22 protein-coding genes are annotated in these 20,526 nt (G+C 46.6%); 16 read left to right on the forward strand and 6 right to left on the reverse strand.

The annotated features are described in order from the left end of the window. Positions 1 to 32: 32 nt before the first annotated feature. The 10 genes from ACN6NF_RS06060 to ACN6NF_RS06105 all read left to right on the forward strand — a co-directional run bounded on the left by ACN6NF_RS06060 (position 33) and on the right by ACN6NF_RS06105 (position 10,809). Complete coding sequence (locus ACN6NF_RS06060; RefSeq protein ID WP_474316088.1) at positions 33 to 1,319, forward strand: sulfotransferase family protein; 1,287 nt, start codon at positions 33 to 35, stop codon at positions 1,317 to 1,319. Next, positions 1,294 to 3,219, forward strand: a complete 1,926-nt coding sequence (locus ACN6NF_RS06065) for an asparagine synthase-related protein (RefSeq protein WP_474316091.1) — start codon at positions 1,294 to 1,296, stop codon at positions 3,217 to 3,219. Before ACN6NF_RS06060 ends, ACN6NF_RS06065 begins: the two co-directional genes overlap by 26 nt. Before the next feature lie 53 nt (positions 3,220 to 3,272). Further along, on the forward strand, positions 3,273 to 3,401 hold the full coding sequence (locus ACN6NF_RS06070) for a paeninodin family lasso peptide (RefSeq protein ID WP_013369856.1): 129 nt from the start codon (positions 3,273 to 3,275) through the stop codon (positions 3,399 to 3,401). Between the two features lie 126 nt (positions 3,402 to 3,527). Further along, positions 3,528 to 4,583, forward strand: coding sequence for a serine kinase (locus tag ACN6NF_RS06075; RefSeq protein WP_474316093.1), 1,056 nt, complete (start codon positions 3,528 to 3,530; stop codon positions 4,581 to 4,583). Then, positions 4,570 to 4,872: a lasso peptide biosynthesis PqqD family chaperone gene (locus ACN6NF_RS06080; protein WP_474316096.1), complete on the forward strand. Its 303-nt coding sequence runs from the start codon at positions 4,570 to 4,572 to the stop codon at positions 4,870 to 4,872. Before ACN6NF_RS06075 ends, ACN6NF_RS06080 begins: the two co-directional genes overlap by 14 nt. Position 4,873: 1 nt before the next feature. Further along, positions 4,874 to 5,359 carry a lasso peptide biosynthesis B2 protein gene (locus ACN6NF_RS06085; RefSeq protein ID WP_474316098.1) on the forward strand — a complete coding sequence of 162 codons (486 nt, stop codon included), beginning with the start codon at positions 4,874 to 4,876 and terminating at the stop codon, positions 5,357 to 5,359. Between the two features lie 51 nt (positions 5,360 to 5,410). After that, positions 5,411 to 6,937 carry a nucleotidyltransferase domain-containing protein gene (locus tag ACN6NF_RS06090; protein ID WP_474316100.1) on the forward strand — a complete coding sequence of 509 codons (1,527 nt, stop codon included), beginning with the start codon at positions 5,411 to 5,413 and terminating at the stop codon, positions 6,935 to 6,937. Positions 6,938 to 6,957: 20 nt separating this feature from the next. Next, positions 6,958 to 8,817: an ABC transporter ATP-binding protein gene (locus tag ACN6NF_RS06095; RefSeq protein WP_474316102.1), complete on the forward strand. Its 1,860-nt coding sequence runs from the start codon at positions 6,958 to 6,960 to the stop codon at positions 8,815 to 8,817. Between the two features lie 20 nt (positions 8,818 to 8,837). Further along, positions 8,838 to 9,095 (forward strand): hypothetical protein, encoded by a 258-nt coding sequence (locus tag ACN6NF_RS06100; protein ID WP_474316105.1) that lies wholly within the window; start codon positions 8,838 to 8,840, stop codon positions 9,093 to 9,095. Between the two features lie 382 nt (positions 9,096 to 9,477). Then, the gene (locus ACN6NF_RS06105) at positions 9,478 to 10,809 is read left to right on the forward strand and encodes an erythromycin esterase family protein (protein WP_474316107.1); all 1,332 of its coding nucleotides are present in this window, start codon (positions 9,478 to 9,480) and stop codon (positions 10,807 to 10,809) included. A 172-nt stretch (positions 10,810 to 10,981) separates the two neighbouring features. On the opposite strand, the gene ku is transcribed toward ACN6NF_RS06105, so the two are convergent. Further along, complete coding sequence (gene ku / locus ACN6NF_RS06110) at positions 10,982 to 11,896, reverse strand: non-homologous end joining protein Ku (RefSeq protein ID WP_474316110.1); 915 nt, start codon at positions 11,894 to 11,896, stop codon at positions 10,982 to 10,984. Between the two features lie 208 nt (positions 11,897 to 12,104). On the opposite strand from ku, the gene ACN6NF_RS06115 reads away from it, so the two are divergent. Together ACN6NF_RS06115 and ACN6NF_RS06120 are read left to right on the forward strand one after the other, a co-directional pair. Further along, a complete protein-coding gene (locus ACN6NF_RS06115; RefSeq protein ID WP_013369863.1) occupies positions 12,105 to 12,344 on the forward strand; it encodes a hypothetical protein in 240 nt (79 codons plus the stop codon). Positions 12,345 to 12,397: 53 nt separating this feature from the next. Then, complete coding sequence (locus ACN6NF_RS06120; RefSeq protein ID WP_474316113.1) at positions 12,398 to 12,577, forward strand: H-type small acid-soluble spore protein; 180 nt, start codon at positions 12,398 to 12,400, stop codon at positions 12,575 to 12,577. A gap of 131 nt (positions 12,578 to 12,708) precedes the next feature. On the opposite strand, the gene ACN6NF_RS06125 is transcribed toward ACN6NF_RS06120, so the two are convergent. The 5 genes from ACN6NF_RS06125 to ACN6NF_RS06145 form a co-directional block, all read right to left on the reverse strand. Continuing rightward, complete coding sequence (locus ACN6NF_RS06125; protein ID WP_474316116.1) at positions 12,709 to 13,365, reverse strand: 3-oxoacid CoA-transferase subunit B; 657 nt, start codon at positions 13,363 to 13,365, stop codon at positions 12,709 to 12,711. Further along, on the reverse strand, positions 13,358 to 14,026 hold the full coding sequence (locus ACN6NF_RS06130; protein ID WP_474316120.1) for a CoA transferase subunit A: 669 nt from the start codon (positions 14,024 to 14,026) through the stop codon (positions 13,358 to 13,360). The genes ACN6NF_RS06125 and ACN6NF_RS06130 overlap by 8 nt, the downstream gene beginning before the upstream one ends. Positions 14,027 to 14,064: 38 nt before the next feature. Then, positions 14,065 to 14,805 (reverse strand): acetoacetate decarboxylase, encoded by a 741-nt coding sequence (locus ACN6NF_RS06135; RefSeq protein WP_474316122.1) that lies wholly within the window; start codon positions 14,803 to 14,805, stop codon positions 14,065 to 14,067. A gap of 74 nt (positions 14,806 to 14,879) precedes the next feature. After that, positions 14,880 to 16,064, reverse strand: coding sequence for an acetyl-CoA C-acetyltransferase (locus tag ACN6NF_RS06140; protein WP_474316124.1), 1,185 nt, complete (start codon positions 16,062 to 16,064; stop codon positions 14,880 to 14,882). A 716-nt stretch (positions 16,065 to 16,780) separates the two neighbouring features. Then, positions 16,781 to 17,311, reverse strand: a complete 531-nt coding sequence (locus tag ACN6NF_RS06145) for a cysteine hydrolase family protein (protein WP_474316126.1) — start codon at positions 17,309 to 17,311, stop codon at positions 16,781 to 16,783. Positions 17,312 to 17,446: 135 nt separating this feature from the next. Between ACN6NF_RS06145 and tsaE the strand changes: the two genes are divergently transcribed. From tsaE to tsaD, 4 genes are read left to right on the forward strand one after another with little or no spacing between them, the layout of a single operon-like run. Beyond that, positions 17,447 to 17,926 (forward strand): tRNA (adenosine(37)-N6)-threonylcarbamoyltransferase complex ATPase subunit type 1 TsaE, encoded by a 480-nt coding sequence (gene tsaE, locus ACN6NF_RS06150; protein ID WP_290408930.1) that lies wholly within the window; start codon positions 17,447 to 17,449, stop codon positions 17,924 to 17,926. A gap of 3 nt (positions 17,927 to 17,929) precedes the next feature. Further along, positions 17,930 to 18,766 carry a tRNA (adenosine(37)-N6)-threonylcarbamoyltransferase complex dimerization subunit type 1 TsaB gene (tsaB, locus tag ACN6NF_RS06155; protein WP_474316129.1) on the forward strand — a complete coding sequence of 279 codons (837 nt, stop codon included), beginning with the start codon at positions 17,930 to 17,932 and terminating at the stop codon, positions 18,764 to 18,766. A 16-nt stretch (positions 18,767 to 18,782) separates the two neighbouring features. Continuing rightward, a complete protein-coding gene (gene rimI, locus ACN6NF_RS06160; protein WP_013369872.1) occupies positions 18,783 to 19,298 on the forward strand; it encodes a ribosomal protein S18-alanine N-acetyltransferase in 516 nt (171 codons plus the stop codon). Further along, positions 19,295 to 20,359 carry a tRNA (adenosine(37)-N6)-threonylcarbamoyltransferase complex transferase subunit TsaD gene (gene tsaD / locus ACN6NF_RS06165; protein ID WP_474316130.1) on the forward strand — a complete coding sequence of 355 codons (1,065 nt, stop codon included), beginning with the start codon at positions 19,295 to 19,297 and terminating at the stop codon, positions 20,357 to 20,359. The genes rimI and tsaD overlap by 4 nt, the downstream gene beginning before the upstream one ends. Positions 20,360 to 20,526: the final 167 nt, after the last annotated feature.

Genomic DNA, 20,526 nt, shown 5'->3' on the forward strand with positions numbered 1-20,526 from the left:
ATGTCTTGAGCAGAGGTAGAGGAGGAGTGTGCTTGATTGAAAAGCAGGGCGGAAAGCTAGTATTTCTGTTGAGTGTCCCTCGAAGTGGCAGCTCGCTGCTAACCGCCATTTTGCAAAACCATTCCCGTCTGTTTGCCACGCAGGAAATGTGGTTTCTGCTCAGTTTATATGATCTTCCTCAATCACATGCACGGCCATATGGAGGAACAGGAATACTCCGGCAATTTTTTAAAGGCATGGTCCCTCCACATGTATTGGAGCAGGCCTCTCGTTCGTATGCACTTGAAATATATAATGGCCTACTTCAGGGGACGACCGCTGATATGCTTATCGACAAATCACCGCGTTACTATACAGTGCTTGAATTTTTAGACCGTTTGTTCCCGGCTGCCCGTCGAGTGTGGCTTATCCGCAATCCTTTGTCCATCGTGGCCTCGTTTAAAAAGGTCAATCAGCTCCGAAGTGGGCACTTTAACCTTCTAAAGGAACTGGGGAGCCCGCATTTTAATATGAAAATGACAGATATTACGGTTGGTTTGTTCCGTTACGCTCATTATTTTGCCACGCCTCATCCACTTGCATACCCGCTGATGTATGAACAGCTCGTAGCCAATCCAAGGATGGAGATTGAGAAGCTGTGTCATTTTCTGGAGATTCATTATGAGCCTGGGATGGAAAGGTACGGGAACTTTGCGGATACGCCCCAATCCAATCTTTTTTATAGCATGGGAGCGGGTGATCCGTTTGTCATGGAGCATGAACAGGCGCATCAGAATTCGGTACATAGTTGGCAACATCTGTTAAGTACAATGGAAATTGAACTGTATTGCAGAAGTATTGGAGCTCGCTTGTTTAGGCAACATGGTTACGGAGAAGCGCTGGAACAGGCTGAGCAGTTGACGGGAGTCCGCTTTGAGGATGACCCGGATGTAGAGCTGTTGAGTCGGCGTACACACCAGTTCCTCCAACAAAGTGGCTTTGAATGGAAGGTAGCTTATCGGATGCTGGAAGAACAGGATGCAGATAACAAAGAATTCATGACAAATGCAACCTGTCATGCTGCACCTCACAATCCGGCAAGGATGGATATGGCACAGATCGTGAGTGATCGACGAATTCAATCGCTGGAAAACAGACTGGCACATAGCTTTGAGGAACGGAACAGGCTGATCGCGCAGCTTCAAAGCTATCAGCGCCCAAGCCAAGGGTTCCGGTCCCATTTATTGGTCCGAAGGTTCGGGCGCTGGGCGTCTGAAGTATTATCAAGTATCGGAAAAGAAAAGGGGGGAGAACGTGAGTGCAATTGCCGGAATCTATAGATTTGGGCATGAGTCTGTATGTGCTGAAGAAGGCGAAAAAATGATGCAAGCCCTGCAAAAATATCCTGCCGACTGCGTGTGTACTTGGTGTGAAGGTTCCATTTTTTTGGGATGTCATGCCCAGCATGTGACCCCCGAATCTGTTCATGAGCGTCTTCCCTTTTATGATGAGCTAAGAGATTTGGCTATAACGGCCGATGCGATCATTGACAATCGTTCTGAGCTGTTTGAACGGCTAGCAGTTGAGCAGGGGCGGCGGCTAGATATCACGGACAGCGAGCTGATTTTACTGGCATACGACAAATGGGGTGTTGATGCAGCAGGTTATCTGATAGGTGATTTTGCCTTTGTCATTTGGGATGCCAAGAAACATCGGTTATATGGTGCTAGAGATATGACAGGCAATCGTACGCTGTACACCTACCAACATGACGGAGGATTTGCGTTTAGCACGGTAGTTGCCCCGCTATGGGTTCTGTCCTCTCTGCGAAAAGAACTGCATGAACCATGGCTGGCCGAATTCTTATCCATCCGTGCCATGCAGGAATCCGTCGATATTGGGACAACCGCCTACAAGCATATTAACCTGTTGCCTCCCGCACATTGGTTTACCATGGAAGAGGGTAAGCAGACACTCCATAAATATGCATGTCTGGATGAGGTAGAGCCATTGCGGCTCAAAACAGGCGGCGAATACATAGAAGCTTTCCGCGAGGTATTCTCACAGGCGGTAACTGCCCGGTTACGGACGCATCGCGCTGTAGGTGCAGCCCTGAGTGGGGGATTGGATTCCGGAGCGGTTGCCAGCTTTGCCGCGCCATCGCTGCACTTACAACACAAGCCGCTACATGCCTATAGCTATGTACCTGTTCAAGATTTTACAGATTGGACACCACCTACATTGCTGGCAAATGAACGCAGCTATATTCAGTCCACGGCTCGCTATGTGGGTAATATTCATGAAAATTATATGGATTTTGAGGGGAAAAGCCCGTTTTCTGAAATTGATATTTGGCTGGAGTTGATGGAGGCTCCCTACAAATATTTTGAAAACTCTTTTTGGATCAGAGGTTTTTATGAGAAAGCACAGGAACATAATGTCGGTGTTCTGTTGACCGGGGCACGGGGCAATTTTACCGTATCATGGGGGCCTGCACTGGACTATTACGCCCGTCAGTTTCGCCGTTTGCACTGGCTGCAGTCCTTGCAGGGAGTGTGGCGGTACAGCAAACTTACGGGCAATCGTATGTCTCATCTACTGCCTGTGATGTTGAAAAAAGCGACTTCACTTGAAGCTCGTACATGGTTGCGACGTGGCAATCGAAGTCCGATTCCTTCACTGATTCACCCGGAGTTTGCCAAACGGATGAATGTAGAAGATATTCCTGTATTGAGTGGAACGGGATGGAGGAAAAATGCTGATCAGACAAGAAAAGAGAAGTTTTCAAATTTGGCAATTGCCAACAAAAATGGTGTCATGGCGACCAAACTTTCCCTCCGTTATGGTCTGTGGGAACGTGATCCGACCGGGGACAGCCGTGTCATTCGCTTTTGCTTATCAGTACCTTTTGAACAATATGTACAAAACGGCCGGGACCGTGCCCTCATTCGTAAAGCTATGCGTGATCATCTCCCTGATGATGTTCGGTTGAACCAGCGAGTACGCGGCGTACAGCCTGCGGATTGGCTACATCGTATGCTTCCTTGCTGGGACACGTTTATGGGAGAGTTGCAAGTGATGTGTCATGATTTACGAGCTGCTGAATATCTCAATATGGACTACATTAAGACGGCTATGGCGAAATACCGACATCCCCGTCCGGAGCAGGCATCTGATCCGAATATACGACTGTTCATGCACAGCCTGATCGTGTACCGTTTTCTCTGTGGATTGAACTGACTTGGATTTATCCGATCGGACGGTGTGCCATTCGTGGGAGGGGAGGTGATGAGATGAGTAAAAAAGAATGGCAGGAACCGACGATTGAGGTGCTGGATATTAACCAGACTATGGCGGGTAAAGGCTGGAAACAAATTGATTGGGTGTCAGACCATGATGCAGATCTGTATAATCCCAGCTAATGGATAATTATACATGAGCCGATGTTGGGCTGAGCTCCAGAAAGCTCACCGATCATGAGCCGTCTTTATTTCCTTCGGGTTAGGTTGGACCGGAAGAAATAAAGACGGGATTTTAAGAACAGGGGAGTGAGTCCTATCGTTCTCGACAGGAGTGCTCATACCATTTTGGGAAAATATACAGCCTTTGGACTCAGGATTGCCAGCGAGCTGACTCTGCCTGAGCTGATCCCGGCAGAACGGGAATTGGTAGAGGATGTGGTCATTCGACAGGTTGATTTGTCAGCATGGAGGGACAAACTGGAGCAGGCCAATTTTGTAATGCAGGGTGAACGTTTTATGTTCCTAATACCGGGCACGGCCATTTATGCCATCAAGGGAGGCAAGGAAATTGAGGTAAGTTTGTTGCCTGGAGCTGATCCTGACACTGTGCGGCTGTTTATATTGGGCACATGCATGGGTGTTCTACTGTTGCAAAAACGGATTTTACCTATTCACGGAAGTGCGGTCGTCATCGGAGATCGGATCTACGCATTTGTAGGTGAATCCGGCACGGGAAAATCCACGCTGGCTGCTGCCTTTAGACAGGCTGGCTATCAGATGATCAGTGATGACGTGATTGCCATAAACGTGACAGCTTCCGCAGCCATCGTATATCCGGCATATCCGCAACAGAAGCTGGGACTGGAAAGCTTGCTTCAATTGGAGGCATTACGAGAGAACAAGCATCTACGCCAAAGAAAGCACGTTTTTTCCCTAACTGACGACAATCCTATAAAGGAACAATACGGAGATTTGCGTAGGATTGCAGGTGAGTTCAATAAATATGCCGTGCCTGCTGTGGACGAATTTTATAATAATCGGCTTCCCCTGGGCGGCGTATTCGAGCTTGTAAGCGATCCTTCCAACGGTGAGTTGATGCGTGAAGGGGAGCCAGTGGCGGTTGCGGAACAGCCCTTGAACAGTCTGGAGTGCTTGCATACATTACTACAGCATACATATCGTAGGGCGATCATTCCGCGAATGGGTTTGAGTGAATGGTATTTTGATACAGCGGCCCGGATGGCTCGGAAAGTGGAAGGCTGGCGGCTGCTGAGGGACAGCTCCTTTTTTACGGCGTCCGAGGTTGTACAACGGGTACTTGAACTCATTCATAAGGAGGAAAAGAGTTATGGCAGCCATTAATCCAGCTAAGGATCATTATCGCGTCACGTATGGTGAAGAAGTCTATGTAAGTGATATGGACGGAGAAAAAGTGATGATGAGTATTCATACTGGAAAGTATTATAATTTGGGCTTCACAGGAGGAAGGATCTGGGAACTGGCTGAATCCAGTCCTTCACTTGGAGATATTGTAACTGTCCTGACAAATGAATATGAAGTGGACGAGGAACAGTGCAGACAGCAGGTACATACCTTTGTAGCTGAATTGGAGCGGGAAGGATTGCTGAGGCTCCTGCGGGAGTTGGACTAACATGCGGATACAACGGCTTCTTCTCTTGCCTTCAGAGGTTAGGAGATTGTTGCCGGAAGCCTGGCTGGAGTTGGGATGCGCGAGATTTCGCCAGCGTCGTTCTTTTGGATATTACTCAGGGGCTTGGGGGAAATGCATGGAAGAAACTCCCTGGCAGTGCAAGATCGGGCAGGAAAAGTCTATCCGTCACATTTCACAAGCTGTGGATTTGGCCAGCCGCTATACTCCTTGGCACAGTAGCTGTCTTGTACAAGCTGCCGCCGCTATGACGTTGCTGGTACGCAGAAAACTGGACTGCACACTGTATCTGGGCACAGCCAAAAATGCTGCGGGACAATTAGCTGCACATGCATGGGTACGCAGTGGGCCGATCTATGTTACGGGAGAACGGGAGATGGAGGCGTTTACTGTGGTGGGAATATTCGGGAGACGTGCTGGGACAGCTACAAATACGAGGACAGCGGATAAAGGCAGTTCTCTGTTTTAGTGCGATATAAAAGGAACAAAGAGCGTTCAAAGAATCGAAGGAGAAGAATCCATGACCACCAAGTCTATTTTGGAACTTGCGAATTGGAGTGAGGATCAAGAATTAACGTTGTTACTCTCTCTACTTCGTAAAGACGTCAATCTATGGCAGAATACGATGACTGCTTCCCAGTTGCAGGAGATCGATTGGTCCCGCTTGCTGCGTCTGACAGAACACCATCGTGTGATACCTACGGTGTATCTCCAGCTGAAAACGTTGAATCACCCGTTCATTCCCGCAGAATTGCTGCGAAACCTTCAGGCGCAATATCATCGAAACACGCTGCGCATGCTCCATCTTCAAGCAGAAGCCGAGCGTCTGACCAGGCTGCTCACAGCTCATGGAATCCGTGTGCTGATGCTGAAGGGTCCTGCTCTGGCGCAGCAATTGTACGGGGATGTTTCCCTGCGTACCTCTAAAGACATTGATTTACTTATTGCCCCGGATGACATGGATGAAGCGGAGCACTGGATGAAGGAAGCTGGGTATGCGTCCAAAAGCGGAGAAGTGCGCGTCCTTGGCAGTTGGAAGTGGAAGGATCATCATGCCTCCTTCCTACATCCGCAAAAGAGGGTCGAAGTCGAGTTACACTGGCGGCTTCACCCGGATGGGGGGCGGGAGCCCTCCTTTGATGAGCTTTGGGACTGTCGGCAAATGAGTAAAGCCCCAGCAGTTCGAGCCAGTCAGATGGCACGGGTGACTTCTGCCGACAGCAGGACGGTGACAACGTCCTGTATGTATACGCTTGGCAGCCAGCATCAATTTCTGTACCTCAGCGCACACGGAGCGCGTCACGGCTGGTTCAGGCTGCGCTGGTTGGTTGACATCGACAGGCTTGCGGTATGCGCTGTCGATTGGGGGGCGCTACTGCCGCTAATGCGCCGTTACGGGGGCCTGCCTGCGGGCGGGCAGTCTTGGGCACTGGCCGCTGCTCTGTTGGGTACGCCGATCCCGGAGCCGATGCGTCCGATATCGGCTACCCGGCAGGCGCACAGGCTTGCGCTGAGTGCGCTGGCCTTTATGCAGGCCAGTGTCCCCGCGCCGTACCCGGTTGCCAATGGAGCGGGTACAGGCAGACTCGTTCGGCCAGAGCTATTGCCCAGCGTAGCTTTGACCGAGTCAATGAATACCGCCCCTTCGGGTGGCGGTATTTCTGCTAACGGAACCTCGGGCGAAGCTGTTCTGTACGCCGTCAGTGACGCTGCTGGCATACCGAAAGATGCCAGCAGCATCCTAGATGACGCAGTGAATACAGTGGACACTGCTGTGAGTAGCCTTTCCAAGCCTGTAGGTGCTGCTACAGTCGCCTCCAGTCCAGCCATTGCTGGAGCTACAACAAAAGCGTTCACCCCTCAGCCAGTTAGCCGCGCTTACTTGCTTTCCTTAAAGGAGCCAAGACACAGACTATGGTATCTCATCAGCCGTTTGTTTCCTTCTACGAGGGATTCAGTCATTTTTCCACTACCGCGTCAGCTGCATTTCTTGTATATTCCTTTACGTCCATTTCTTTGGCTGAAACGGCGATTTTCAAAGCAATGACCTGATAAGGAGTGTACATGATGACTCACCTGCGATTATATATGACCAAGCTGTATGGCGTGAACGGCGGGGCGTTATTTCTTAATATTGGATGTATGATCATCGTCAGCTTACTGGAGGGTGTCGGCATTTATATGCTTGTTCCTATGCTGGCGGCCATCGGCGTATTTGGCGGTCATTCAGAAATGCCATTTCTGTCGGATGGATTTGATTATTTTTTGCCGTACATTCCTAAAAGCTGGCTGTTGCCGGGGATGTTAATGCTTTTCGTCGTGCTGCTTACCGGGCAGGCTTGGCTTCAGCGTTACCAGTCCATTCTTAACTCACGGATTCAGCAGCGTTTTATGCGATCCCTTCGAATAGATGTATACACTTCCTTTATGAAGGCGCAGTGGGCTTTTTATTTGCGTCAGCGAAAATCTGATTTTAGTCATGTGATGACAACCGAGCTGGCGCGTGTCAGTCAGGGAACGAATTTGCTCCTTCAACTGGTCACAGCCGTCATGTTTACGCTAATCCAGATTGCGCTGGCTTTTTGGCTATCCCCTTCTTTAACCGGGCTGGTGTTTCTGAGTGGATTGGCGCTGTTTGTCGTGTTCCGTCGCTCCATCCGAAATGCCAAACAATTAGGTGACCGTACCACTGAGCTGTCACAGATTTATTTTGCCGGAATTACGGATCATATGAACGGGATGAAAGATATTAAAAGCAATCTGCTGGAAGCAGCGAATATTCATTGGTTTCGCTCCCTGACGCAGCGCATGGAGGCTAATACGACTCAGTTTGTCCGGCAAAACGCGACCACACAGTTTTTTCATCGCATAGCGGCAGCTGTTTTTGTCGTTAGTGTCCTATTTGTGTCGCTTCAGTGGCTGCATGTTACACCTGAAAAACTGATTGTGCTCATCCTTATATTTTCCCGCTTATGGCCCAGGTTTTCCCTTATTCAAGCGAGCCTGGAATATATCATGTCTATGATCTCTGCTTTTGAGAGTGTAACCAAAGTGCAACAGGAATGCGAGGCTTTCTCAGATCCATCTTTAATTGGGCTTACATCCTCTGAGACTCATGTCCCATTCGATTCATCGGTATATCATCTATCATCTACATCTGCACGACAACCTCTATCCCTTCGTAATGGAATAGAATGCAGCCATTTGGATTATTGCTACGAGGGTGCAGCAGTGCCTGCACTACGTCATATTAATTTGTTGATACCCGCCCGCAGAATGACCGCCATTGTAGGGAAATCAGGAGCAGGCAAAAGCACAATGGTCGATGTGCTAATGGGTTTTTTACGCCCAACGGGGGGACAGATTAAAATCGATGGTCATGTGCTGGACGATGAATTGCTGCCGCTGTGGCGGCAGTCGTTTGGCTATGTGTCACAAGACCCGTTTTTGTTCCATGCGACCGTCCGTGAAAATTTGAAGCTGGCCGATAAGGATGCTAGTGAACAACAGCTATGGGAGGCGTTACATTTTGCAGCTGCAGACAACTTTGTTTCCAGACTGCCAGAAGGGCTGGACACAGTCATTGGTGATCGCGGGATTCGCCTGTCCGGGGGAGAGCGTCAACGGCTTGTATTAGCGCGGGCTATTTTGCATCATCCTCCTGTACTCATCCTGGATGAAGCGACAAGTGCGCTGGATGGTGAGCATGAGGCCGCAATTCAGGCAGCATTGGAACGGATGAAAGGTCAAATGACGTTGATCGTGATCGCTCACCGTCTGTCAACGATCAGACATGCAGATCAAATTGTTGTTCTGGATCAAGGCGAGGTCATACAGCAGGGGAACTACCACCAACTGGTAGAAGAGGAGCGGGGGGCGTTCAGTCAGCTACTTTCGTATCAAAGCAGTGTCAGCGTCGCGCCTTAGTCATAAGAGAGTCACCCTCCATGGATATACTGGAAATTTTGCAACAAAAAGGCGCTAATATTTTTTATTCTGATCCTTATGTTCCTGAATATAAAGTAATAAGAAAACAAAGCTTTAGTTTGAAGAGTATTGAAATTAATGAGGTCAAATCTTTATCCATTTTGGCATACCAATGTCTAATCTGTAAGCCTCACGGGGATCTTTTCGCACAAGAAATGAAGACGATTTATAAAGACTTGATAAATGATTTTGAAATACGGAAAATGACAAAAAGCTAATAACAACCCCCTTTTTAACAAAAGGCGTGCATCGATATTAATATCGATGCACGCCTTTATTGATGGTACTGCTCCATATAACCGCACAGCTGTCATCTCTGTCATCAACATGTCATCATTTTCTTTGTGACATGTTGGCGCTGATCAATTACGTTAGCGAGCATTGCATGTCACATGAAATAGTGAAGATTTGTAACTAGCTTAAATGATAGTGAGTGAGTGACAATTGGATTACTGAAGACGACCCAATATGCTTGTATGCAGAAAGAGTCGTACTTCAAAAAAATCAATGAGGTGAATACCAAATTTAAAATTAAAGGTTAAAAAGGAAATTATTAGGGCATGTCAAAAAACTAATAAGTAAGTATTTCAGGAGGTTTTTATGAAAAAGAAAATGATTATTGCACTTGGTGCTTCTGCTATAATAATGGCTAATTTTGTAGGAAGTACTTATGCAGATTCGAAAACAGTAGTTCCTGTTACAGCTCCCTACAATACAAATCAAATAGCGGAATGGTTAGAAGCACATGCAAAGCCTTTAAAAACAACGAATCCAACTGCACCTCTTAATGATTTAAAACCACTTAAGAATATGGTAGGTTCAGCTTCAATTGTAGGTTTAGGTGAAGCTACACATGGGGCTCATGAAGTTTATACAATGAAACACCGTATTGTTAATTATTTAGTATCTGAAAAGGGGTTTACCAACTTAGTTTTAGAAGAGGGATGGGACAGAGCTTTGGAACTTGATCGATATGTTCTTACTGGTAAGGGAAACCCAAGCCAACATCTATCACCTGCATTTAAGACGAAAGAAATGTTATATCTACTTAGTTGGATTCGGCAATATAATGCTAATCCAAAACATAAATCTAAAGTGCGTGTCATTGGGATGGATATTCAATCAGTAAACGAGAATGTTTATAATAATATCATAGAATATATAAAAAGAAACAATTCAGATCTTGTGCCTAGAGTAGAAGAGAAGATAAAAGGTCTTATTCCTGTAACAAAGGATATGAATACCTTTGATAGCCTTACGCAAAAAGAAAAAGAAAAGTATATTTCAGATGCTAAACAAATCAGTGCTTTATTAGAACAAAATAAAAGCTATCTAAATGGAAAATCCAAAGAGTTCGCATGGATAAAACAAAATGCCCGTATTATTGAACAATTTACTACAATGTTAGCGTCACCACCTGATAAACCATCTGACCTTTTTTTGAAACATGATATTGCAATGTATGAAAATGCGAAGTGGACTGAAGAACATCTAGGAAAAACCATTGTTTGGGGACATAATGGACACGTTTCGAAAACAAATATGATTCCTTTTATATACCCTAAAGTAGCTGGGCAGCATTTAGCGGAATATTATGGGGAACGGTATGTATCTATTGGAACATCAGTTTACGAAGGGCAATATAATGTCTATAATAATGACGGTGAATTTGGCCCATATGGAACATTAAAATCAGATGATCCAAACAGCTATAACTACATCTTTGGACATGTCAAAAAAGATCAATTTTTTATAGATTTACGTAAGGCGAACGGAGTGACAAAAACTTGGTTAAACCAACAACATCCCATTTTCGCTGGAATAACTACAGTAGGCCCTGATATACCAAAAACTGTTGATATATCATTAGGTAAATCGTTTGATATACTTGTTCAAATTCAAAAAGTGAGTCCATCTCAACTACATCAATAAATTTGTAATAATGTGGATCAACGAAAAATGTAAGTCATGTTATTCCATTAAAGGGTCATTAGATGGAATAAGTGTTTTCAAATTAAAGGGGATGTAGGATAGAAACACTTCGCCATCCCCCCTAAATGAAAATTTTCTGTCTCTACATTTAGTTATTTCCTTTCTGTAAAGCTCACGTATCTTTACGTTTAGCAGGGCTCCTTTTCTTTTTGACTGGAGCAGGAGAGATGACGTCGCCTGCTACAGCTTGCTGTGCTGTCACGGCTGCTGGTTTACGCGCAGGACGTTTTTTCGCAGCAGGACCAGGATCGGTAACGACAGGCTTCACTGCCTCAATACTGGCTTGGAGGGCAGCCATTAAATCAACCACATTGGTCTGAGGCTGTGTTGGAGCAATTCGCACCTCTTCACCAGCTACTTTATGCTGGATAAGATCCAGCAGACGCTCGCGGTACTGATCCGTATACTTTGCTGCATCAAAAGGGGTAGATAGCTGCTCAATCAGCATTTTTGCCATGGTCAGCTCTTTCTCTTTAACCTCCTCCTGTCCAGGTAAGTTGGGAACTTGAGCAATGGGACGGATTTCGTCCGGGTAAAACATGGTCTCCACCGCCAAGCATTCATCCAGCACGCGAATGGCTGCCAGACTGCTTTTCGAGCGGATGGAGATTTGGGCAATCCCGATTTTTCCGGTATCCTTCATTGCATTCATGAGCAGCTTATACGCATTGGAACCGGCCTGATCTGGGGACAAATAATACGTTTTCTGAAAGTAGATCGGATCAATTTCCTGTAAATCCACAAAGTCCAAAATCACGATATTTTTATCGGCTTGTCCGCTAACTTGCTCCAGTTCCTCTTTGTCGAACATGACAAATTTTCCTTTTTCATATTCGTATCCTTTTCCAATTTCCTCCCATTCAACCTCCTTATCACAAACAGGGCACTTCCGTACATAGCTCAATGGACTCCCACATTCCTTGTGAATATAACGCATGGAAATATCCTTATCCTCAGTAGCTGAAAACATTTTAACTGGCACATGAACCAGCCCAAAGCTGATCGCGCCTTTCCAGACTGTATGCATACCGCCAGTCCTCCTTTTTTTAGCCGCATATTTCATTTTCGATTCCGGACACCCGGGCTGTGAGCATTTCCTTTTTCACTTAGTATGCTTCGCACAAAGGATAGTATGAGGTGCAAATGAAGGCTGCGAATTGCTTTCACTTGCGCATGGTTTCGGTTTTTTTGGTGAATGTTAAGCCATATCCGATTCAAAAGGAGGTACACAATTGATGCCTAGAAAACCTTATCCTCAGCAGATCAGCCATCGTGTGGGGCAAAGTCATATTGCCTTTCGAGGGCCTGCTGGAGGCGAACAGGATGCATTGCCACCCGAGTTTGCCCTTTCACATGGAACGCCACCGCCTTTTCCCGTTGCTGTCGCTCATGTGGATATGGAGGCTGTAGTTTCAACTTCGCCTTCTCATAGCTTTCCTTCATTGGATGTTGAACGGATTATAGACGAAGATTAGGTGACCTATATTTCTAAATATTGCACAAAAACAATGAGCAGGGGGAGAACAGTATGAATGTGGAACGAGCAAAAGCCATTTATGATTCATCCGAAACGATTGCCGTCCAATTGGATGGCCAACCGATTTGGATTGAACATGTAGATGAAGCAAACGGAATGGCAACTGTACAGATTGGCAGCAGACCCGGCGATACACAAACTGTTCGTGTGGATCGATTGGAAGAACAATAGGAGAGGGAATTCAACCTAAAAAGGTTCGCTAATTGCTCAATGAGCAATTAGCGAACCTTATTTTATATAATAAGAGCATTGTGGAGACTAGTTAAACGCCAGACAAGCTAATTTGAAAGTGGAACTGGTTTTTACACTGTAATGGTCTTCAAATGTGGTGAAATCATCAACTCAGCCTCTGTTGCCATTTGAACATCTTCCACCGACAAACCTGGAGCAATTTCCTTGAGCATCAGCCCTTTACCCGGAATAACATCGATGACACCCTTTTCGGTTACGATGGTCTTTACCACATTTACAGCGGTTAGGGGCAGCTTGCATTGTTTCAGTATTTTCGGCGCCCCATTTTTGTTCACATGCTCCATGGCTACAATCACTCTCTTGGCTCCAACCACCAAATCCATGGCTCCGCCCATGCCCGGCACCTTTTTCCCTGGGATCATCCAGTTTGCAAGGTTGCCTTTCTCATCGACCTCCAGGGCACCCAAAACAGTAATGTCCACATGCCCTCCACGTATAATGGAAAATGAAAGCGCACTGTCAATAAAGCAGGCTCCTTTCACGGTTGTAACGTAGTTTCCGCCTGAATCGATACAATCGAGTCTTTCTTTTCCCGGAGCTGCTTTGGGACCAACGCCGACAATTCCGTTCTCCGCCTGCAGCATAATATTAATATTTTCCGGGATGTAGTCCACCGCCATGGTAGGTAATCCAATACCAAGATTGACCACTTCGCCATCTTTGAATTCCTGGGCGATTCTTCTAATAATCAATTCTCTATTATTCATTGTCTCCACCCACCTTTACAATCGCGTCGACAAATATTCCGGGAACGTTGATATGATTCGGGTCAATTTCTCCCGCCTTTACGTATTCGTCTGTCTGAGCAACTACATACTCGGCTGCGGTAGCCATCACCATATTGAAGTTGCGTGAAGTGCCGTTGATGACAAGGTTCCCCGCTTCATCAGCTTTATGGGCTCTAATGAGCGCCACATCGGCTTTGAGCGGTAGTTCGAGCAAATATTCTCTTTCGTCAATTTTAATTTTCTGTTTTCCTTCCTCTACAATGGTGCCTACACCTACTGGTGTTAAAAATCCACCTAAACCGGCTCCGCCTGCGCGTATTTTTTCAGCGAGTGTCCCTTGTGGGAAGAGTTGAACCTCCGCTTCTTTCGTCATCAGGAGCCTTCCTGTTTCGGGATTGGAACCGATATAGGATGCAAAAATCCGCTTGACTCTGCCACTTTTCACAAGTCTATAAATAGATAATTCCGTTGTGCCTGTGTCATTGGAAATAATCGTAAGATTATCAGCGGAATTGGTGTCGACAAGCGCACGCACCAGCTCCTCCGGAATGCCTCCTTGCATAAAACCTCCAACCATAACTGTGTCTCCGTCTTTAATTTTCTTAACTGCTTCTTCAGCGGAGTTTACTTTTTTATTCATGGTTCCGTCTCCTTATCTATTTTTTAGGAAAGCAAAATTTATTGGAGATAATCGTAGAGGACTCTTCCATATGGAAGTGTTAAATCGGCAATAAAATGTTTTCCGCCAACATAAGCTTTAACCGGCAAATCTGCCACCGGAGCGTTGACATGGGGGATCAGGCTTAATCTGGCAGGCCCTGACCAGGCGCCTTTTACAGTAATGTTTTCGAGATTATACGCCACTAACTGAGCAATTTTAGGGGTACCGTCAACGTCAGGAATTAATTTTAAATTAACTTGTGTTTTTGCGATGGCTTTAGCCGTTTCCTTTTCATCAAGAACGTTATATTTGAAAGGGGTGGTTCCCATGGCTACCAGGACGTTATTATAATGCAATGTACCCGTAAGCGTCTCTGTATCCTCGACGATCAGGCGAGGCTTCGCCCATTTTTTCGGAAATCCCCAGATTTCACGTCCCCCCAGAATAGCAGGTGCGTTATCCAGATACATTTGGGCAACAAAATTACACGGTTCTCCATTATAAGTACACGGAATGACAATCCCGCTTTCCTCATAGCTTCCTAAACCGGATGAATCGGGCATTTTGATCCATTCATAGGAAACTGTATTACTTCCATCCGCCTGAAGAGGTTCAGGGACCGCCTGTCTAATCGCAGCGGGATCGGATTCATAGGTAATAATAAAAAATTCCCGGTTGATGAAGCGACATGGTGGGCGTCCATAACTGCCGCTGGCCGCAGGCATGGATTGGAGTGAAAGTACATCTTTTTGATTCATAGCGATCTCCCTTCCTTTTTAAGAGGTATTTCAAGTTTAAGAGGTGTACCTAAAAACCATCTGGAACACGTGCTTTAAATGCGTGCATTCTCAACCAGCATCGCTATTCCCATTCCCGTTCCGATGCATAAGGAGGCTATGCCGTAACGTGAAGATCTTCGTACCATTTCATGAATCAACGTAACCAATACTCTAGCACCGCTTGCACCAACAGGATGCCCGATCGCGATCGCGCCACCATTGACATTCACCTTCTCTGGACGGATTCCAAGCTCTTTTAACACCGCTAATGCTTGTGCGGCGAACGCTTCATTAATTTCAAAGAGGTCAATGTCATCAATAGACATTCCCTGTTGCTTCAGAAGTGACGAAATGGCCTTCACCGGTCCCATTCCCATATATGCAGGGTCAACGCCCACAAGTGAATAACCCTTGATATATGCCAATGGTTTTAATGCATGCTCCTTACATTTGTCTTCCGACACGACCAGCATAGCCGCCGCACCATCATTGATGCCCGAAGCATTTCCGGCAGTAACCGTTCCGTTCTCCTTAAACGCAGGTTTTAACTGAGAAAGTTTATCTTTCGTCGTATTTCCTCTTATGTGTTCGTCTTCTGTGAAATAAGTAGTTTCTTTTTTGTTTTTGATCATGACCGGAACAATTTGCTCTTCAAAAACCTTCTTGTTTTTTGCTTCGACAGCCTTTATCTGGCTTTCATAGGCAAATTCATCTTGCTCAAGTCTTGAAATTCCATATTTTTCGGCAACATTTTCGGCGGTAATTCCCATATGGTAATGGTTGATCGGGCACGTTAGGCCGTCGGCGACCAAGGAGTCTACCAATTCACCGTTACCAAGCTTGTAGCCGTTTCTTGCTTTTTTTAGCAGATAAGGGGCGTTCGACATGCTCTCCATGCCTCCGGCCAAGACGATATCTCCTTGTTCCGCCAAAATTGAATTGTAGGCTAAAGCAACGGCATGAAGGCCTGAACCGCAAACCGTATTTATCGTTGATTCGGGTACATCAATGGGGATACCGGCTTTTAGTGCCGCCTGTCTGGCAGGATTTTGGCCATTGCCTGCTTGAAGAACATTTCCCAAATAAATTTGATCAATCAAAGAAGGCTCTAATTTACTTTGCTGTAGGCATGCTGTCATCACGGTTGCTCCCAATTCAGGAGCGCTTAGAGGTGCAAGGGTTTTATTAAAAGAACCGACCGCTGTTCTCAACGGACTTACTATCGCTACTTTTTTCATAAAAACTCACATTCCTTTCGCTGTGTTCGGACACAATACATCCATGACTGCACTTCAATTCGTACTTTCCGGTCCTAACCTACGAGACGTAGAAACTGCAAGATACATTTACATGCGGGCATATCATGGTGCCTAAGACAGTGAGTATGACGGTCCGATCGCCTTCTTTCCTTTCTGGAAATTAAAACCAGAATTATCATAGTTCTAATACAGATTTTGCTCAATGTTCAAATCTTTACATATATTCAAATACAGATGTTTATAGAGCCATATCGTCCACAATAAGTAGGTCATTCTAATTTTTTCTGTTAATTTCTTGATTTTTCTGAAAATTGTGATTAAAAATTGAATTTTATGTTAAATGAGAAAGTACAAATCAATCTGTGAAAAAAATTTCTTGGTAAATTTCATTTAGCTCATCGCAGGGGAAAAACTCCCTCTATATGTAAATTCGCAACCGACTTATAGCATCTAACCTAAAAAAGGCGCCTGAAAGAGCGCTTTTTATATTGTCTATGAAAAAGCTAGGCAGGTTGCCAAGATAGCGAGTCACTTGTGAACTGGATCAGTAAACTTATGTAGAATCCATATTGCCTGGGTCACCTATAGCACTGACGTTATAACGTCAGCGTTTTATATTTGCTCGTGTGAACAAAAAAAGAAGCCGACTGCTTGAAAGCAATCGGCTTGGAACGTAGAAATTTTATTTTAACAGCTCACGAAAAATGTACGTCTGCCGTCGTGAGCAAACGCGCAAAACGATTACCTAGCACCGCATTGTGATGAGCTACGATTTGTTCGCCGCTTAGTACCTTGCTATCAAATGTACTATGCGCATCCGATACGAGCACGTTGTGCTGGTATCCCAGACTATAGGCACTTCGGCAAGTCGTGTCGAGACAAAATTCAGTCTGCATCCCGGCAATAATCAGCTGGTCTGCAACCAATTCCTGGAGCACATCACGCAATTCAGTTTGGTAGAAGCTGTCCCAGGATGATTTACGGACAATTCGTTCATGAGGAAGAGGACGCACCACGTCGGCGATGGCCCAGCCTACACTGTTTTCCCGGAAATCCTCATCCGCTTCATCGGTATGCTGCACGAAAATGACCGGTGTGCCAGTAGCTCTGGCTTGGGTCAAAAGCTGCTGCAAATGCGCTACAACCTCCTGCTCACGATACAGCTTCTCATCATACATGAACATAGCCTGCTGAACATCAATCAAGAGTAAAACGGTTTGTCCCATCAGTTCGATTCCCTCCTTGTGTGTAACACTTAACTTACAATAGCATGTCTTCATGCCTTGCGGCGACATAAGGTGAACTATATAATAAAGAACAAGTTGGAACGGTCCGATTCGGACGAAAGGTGATTAAAAGAGATGACAATTTCGCAGGAACAGTTTGTATTCCGTTCTGTCTCAGAGACACAGACTGGGACATTAGCAGGCTTTTTGGCAGCCCAAGCGGTTCCCGGAACCGTGATTGTGCTGGATGGAGATCTGGGAGCGGGCAAGACTGCTTTTTCCAAGGCTTTTGCCAGCCATTTAGGGGTGCCGGGTATCGTAAATAGTCCAACCTTCACCCTCATTAAGGAGTACGAGGGCCGATTGCCTTTGTATCATATGGATGTATACCGCATCTCTCAGGACGAGGCGGAGGATCTGGGACTGGACGAATATTTTTACGGGACAGGAGTATGTCTGGTGGAATGGGGTAGTATTATACCGGATATGTTGCCGAATCAGCGGCTTCACATGTATATAGAAACAACGGATGTAGGGGAGCGCTTGATTCACCTGACCGGGTACGGCGAGCCTTATGAACAATGGTGCCGCAGCTTGCGGGAGAATGGAGTTTGAACCATGCAAAGAGAGCATACAGATGTAAATGAAAAGCCGCGTGAGCGGTTTTTGACGTTAGATACAGCGACGACTGTAATGGCGGCCGCCCTGATGAACGGAAAAGAGCTGCTGGGAGAAAGTAATGTTTATGGCGAACGCAATCACTCGGTGCATGTCATTACTGAGCTGGAACGGCTCTTGAGCGAAGCAGGACTGACACGCGATGATGTGGACGGTCTTGCAGTAGGTGTTGGACCGGGATCTTACACTGGTATCCGAATCGCGGTGACCGCAGCCAAAACACTGGCTTGGGCCTGGGGCGTTCCGGTGACATCGATTTCCACTTTGCAGGCTTTGGCTTGGGGTGGATGGAATCATGGTATCGAGATGCAGGGGCAAGAAGGTAAACATGAGTCTGCGAATAACGACTCGTCTGGGGCGCAGGCAGCAGATTGGATTGTGCCTGTGCTGGATGCGCGCCGTGGTCAGGTGTACACGGGGCTGTTCACTGCGAATTCAGTTAACGACAGCGGTAGCCCGCAACGGTTAGAGGCGGATGCCATCCGGTTGATGACTGCGTGGACCGATGATCTGATGCAACGTTTGGAGGTTTTGCCTGTCGAAGAGCGTCCTGCGGTTATTTGGCTCGTCGGTGAAACGACGATTCACGCCGAAACAGCGGAGCGCTTGCGTGCATGGAGCGAGCTTCGTATCGTACCGTATGAGCTGGAAGGAAAATGGGTTGGCCGCCTTGGGGCGGATAAGCTGCTTCGTCAGGAATATGACGAGCTACATACGCTGGTTCCGAATTATACCCAGCTGGCGGAGGCGGAAGCCAATCTGCTTCGTCAGCGCTGAAGAGGCGGTGAGCAACATGGCAAAGAACATACAGCGGGAAGAGAAGCTTGAGTTTCGCTTAATGCAACTGGATGACATCCCCGATGTGCTGGAGATTGAGCATGAAGCGTTCACGCTGCCGTGGACGGAGGAAGCCTTCCGCAATGAGCTGACGATGAATCATTTCGCTAAATATATGATTATGGAGCTTAATGGACGAGCCATTGGTTACGCAGGCATGTGGACGATTATGGATGAGGCGCATATTACGAATATTGCGGTTCGTGAGGCTTATCGTGGACGCAAGCTTGGGGACAAGCTGTTGGATGAGCTAATGCAGACCGCCTCTTATTTAGGGATGGAGCGTATGACCCTAGAGGTCCGGGTAACGAACCGGATCGCTCAGGGCTTGTATGAGAAAAAGGGCTTTAAGCCTGCAGGTGTGCGCAAGGGCTATTATTCGGATAATAACGAGGATGCCGTGATCATGTGGGCGGATCTCCCCGCACACGGGGCATCCGGTGAACAGGAAGGAAGCGTGCAGGAGCAATGACGCAAGCGGAAAAAGCAGGTCCAGGCTCTGCCTTGGGAGAGCCTTGTTATATACTGGCAGTGGAAACGAGTTGTGATGAAACGGCTGTTTCTGTCGTGAAAAATGGCACAGAGGTGCTTTCGAATCTGATCTCCAGTCAGATTGAAACACACAAAGCCTTTGGTGGTGTTGTACCAGAGGTAGCATCACGCAAACATGTGGAAAGCATTACCTATATGCTGGACGAGGCTATGCAAACATCGGGAATCAGTCCCCGCGAGATTTCAGCAGTTGCCGTGACGCAAGGGCCAGGACTGGTTGGCGCATTGCTGGTTGGTATAGTGGCCGCCAAGAGCGCTGCTATGGCGTTCGGCAAACCACTAATCGGAACGCATCATATTGCGGGACATATTTATGCCAATCAGTTGGAGCATGAAATTGTATATCCGTGCATTGCTCTCGTGGTGTCAGGAGGGCATACCGAGTTAGTGCTGATGGAGTCTGAAGGTCATTTTCAACTTATTGGTCGTACAAGGGATGATGCGGTTGGAGAAGCCTACGACAAAGTAGCGCGAGCCATTGGATTTCCGTATCCCGGCGGTCCCCATGTGGATCGTGTAGCCCATGAATCGGAGGAAGTGGTTACTTTGCCGCGCGCATGGCTGGAGCCGGATTCTTATGATTTTAGCTTTAGCGGCTTGAAATCGGCGGTGCTGAATGTAATTAACCAGACGAAAATGCGCGGAGAAACCGTTCATGCGGGAGCGATTGCAAGAGGCTTTCAAGAGTCGGTCGTAGAGGTACTGGTGGAAAAAGCGATTCGCGCTATGCGTGAATACAGTGCGAAGCAGCTGCTGCTTTGCGGCGGTGTTGCTGCTAATCGTGGACTACGTACAGCATTGCGGGAACGTTGTGAGCGTGAAGGCATCGAACTGCTTGTACCCTCCATGAAATACTGTACAGATAACGCAGCGATGATCGGTGCCGCAGCATACGCCAAGTGGAAGCGCGGAGAATTCACCTCATTGGATATGAAAGCTGATCCAGGGCTGTCTCTGGAAGAGTGGTCTGTTCAAACTTAATTGAACGAATAGAAAGGACACGACACATTTAGGGTCGTGTCTTTTTATTCCGTGCTATACAAATATAAAATTATAATTTCAAGAGGATAAAATACAGGAGTTTGAGCGAAAGAATGCCGGCATCTTATTTCCTCGCATAATTCGTCACGATGGTTCACGATGTTTCA

Source organism: Paenibacillus sp. TSM33, assembly GCF_056099025.1.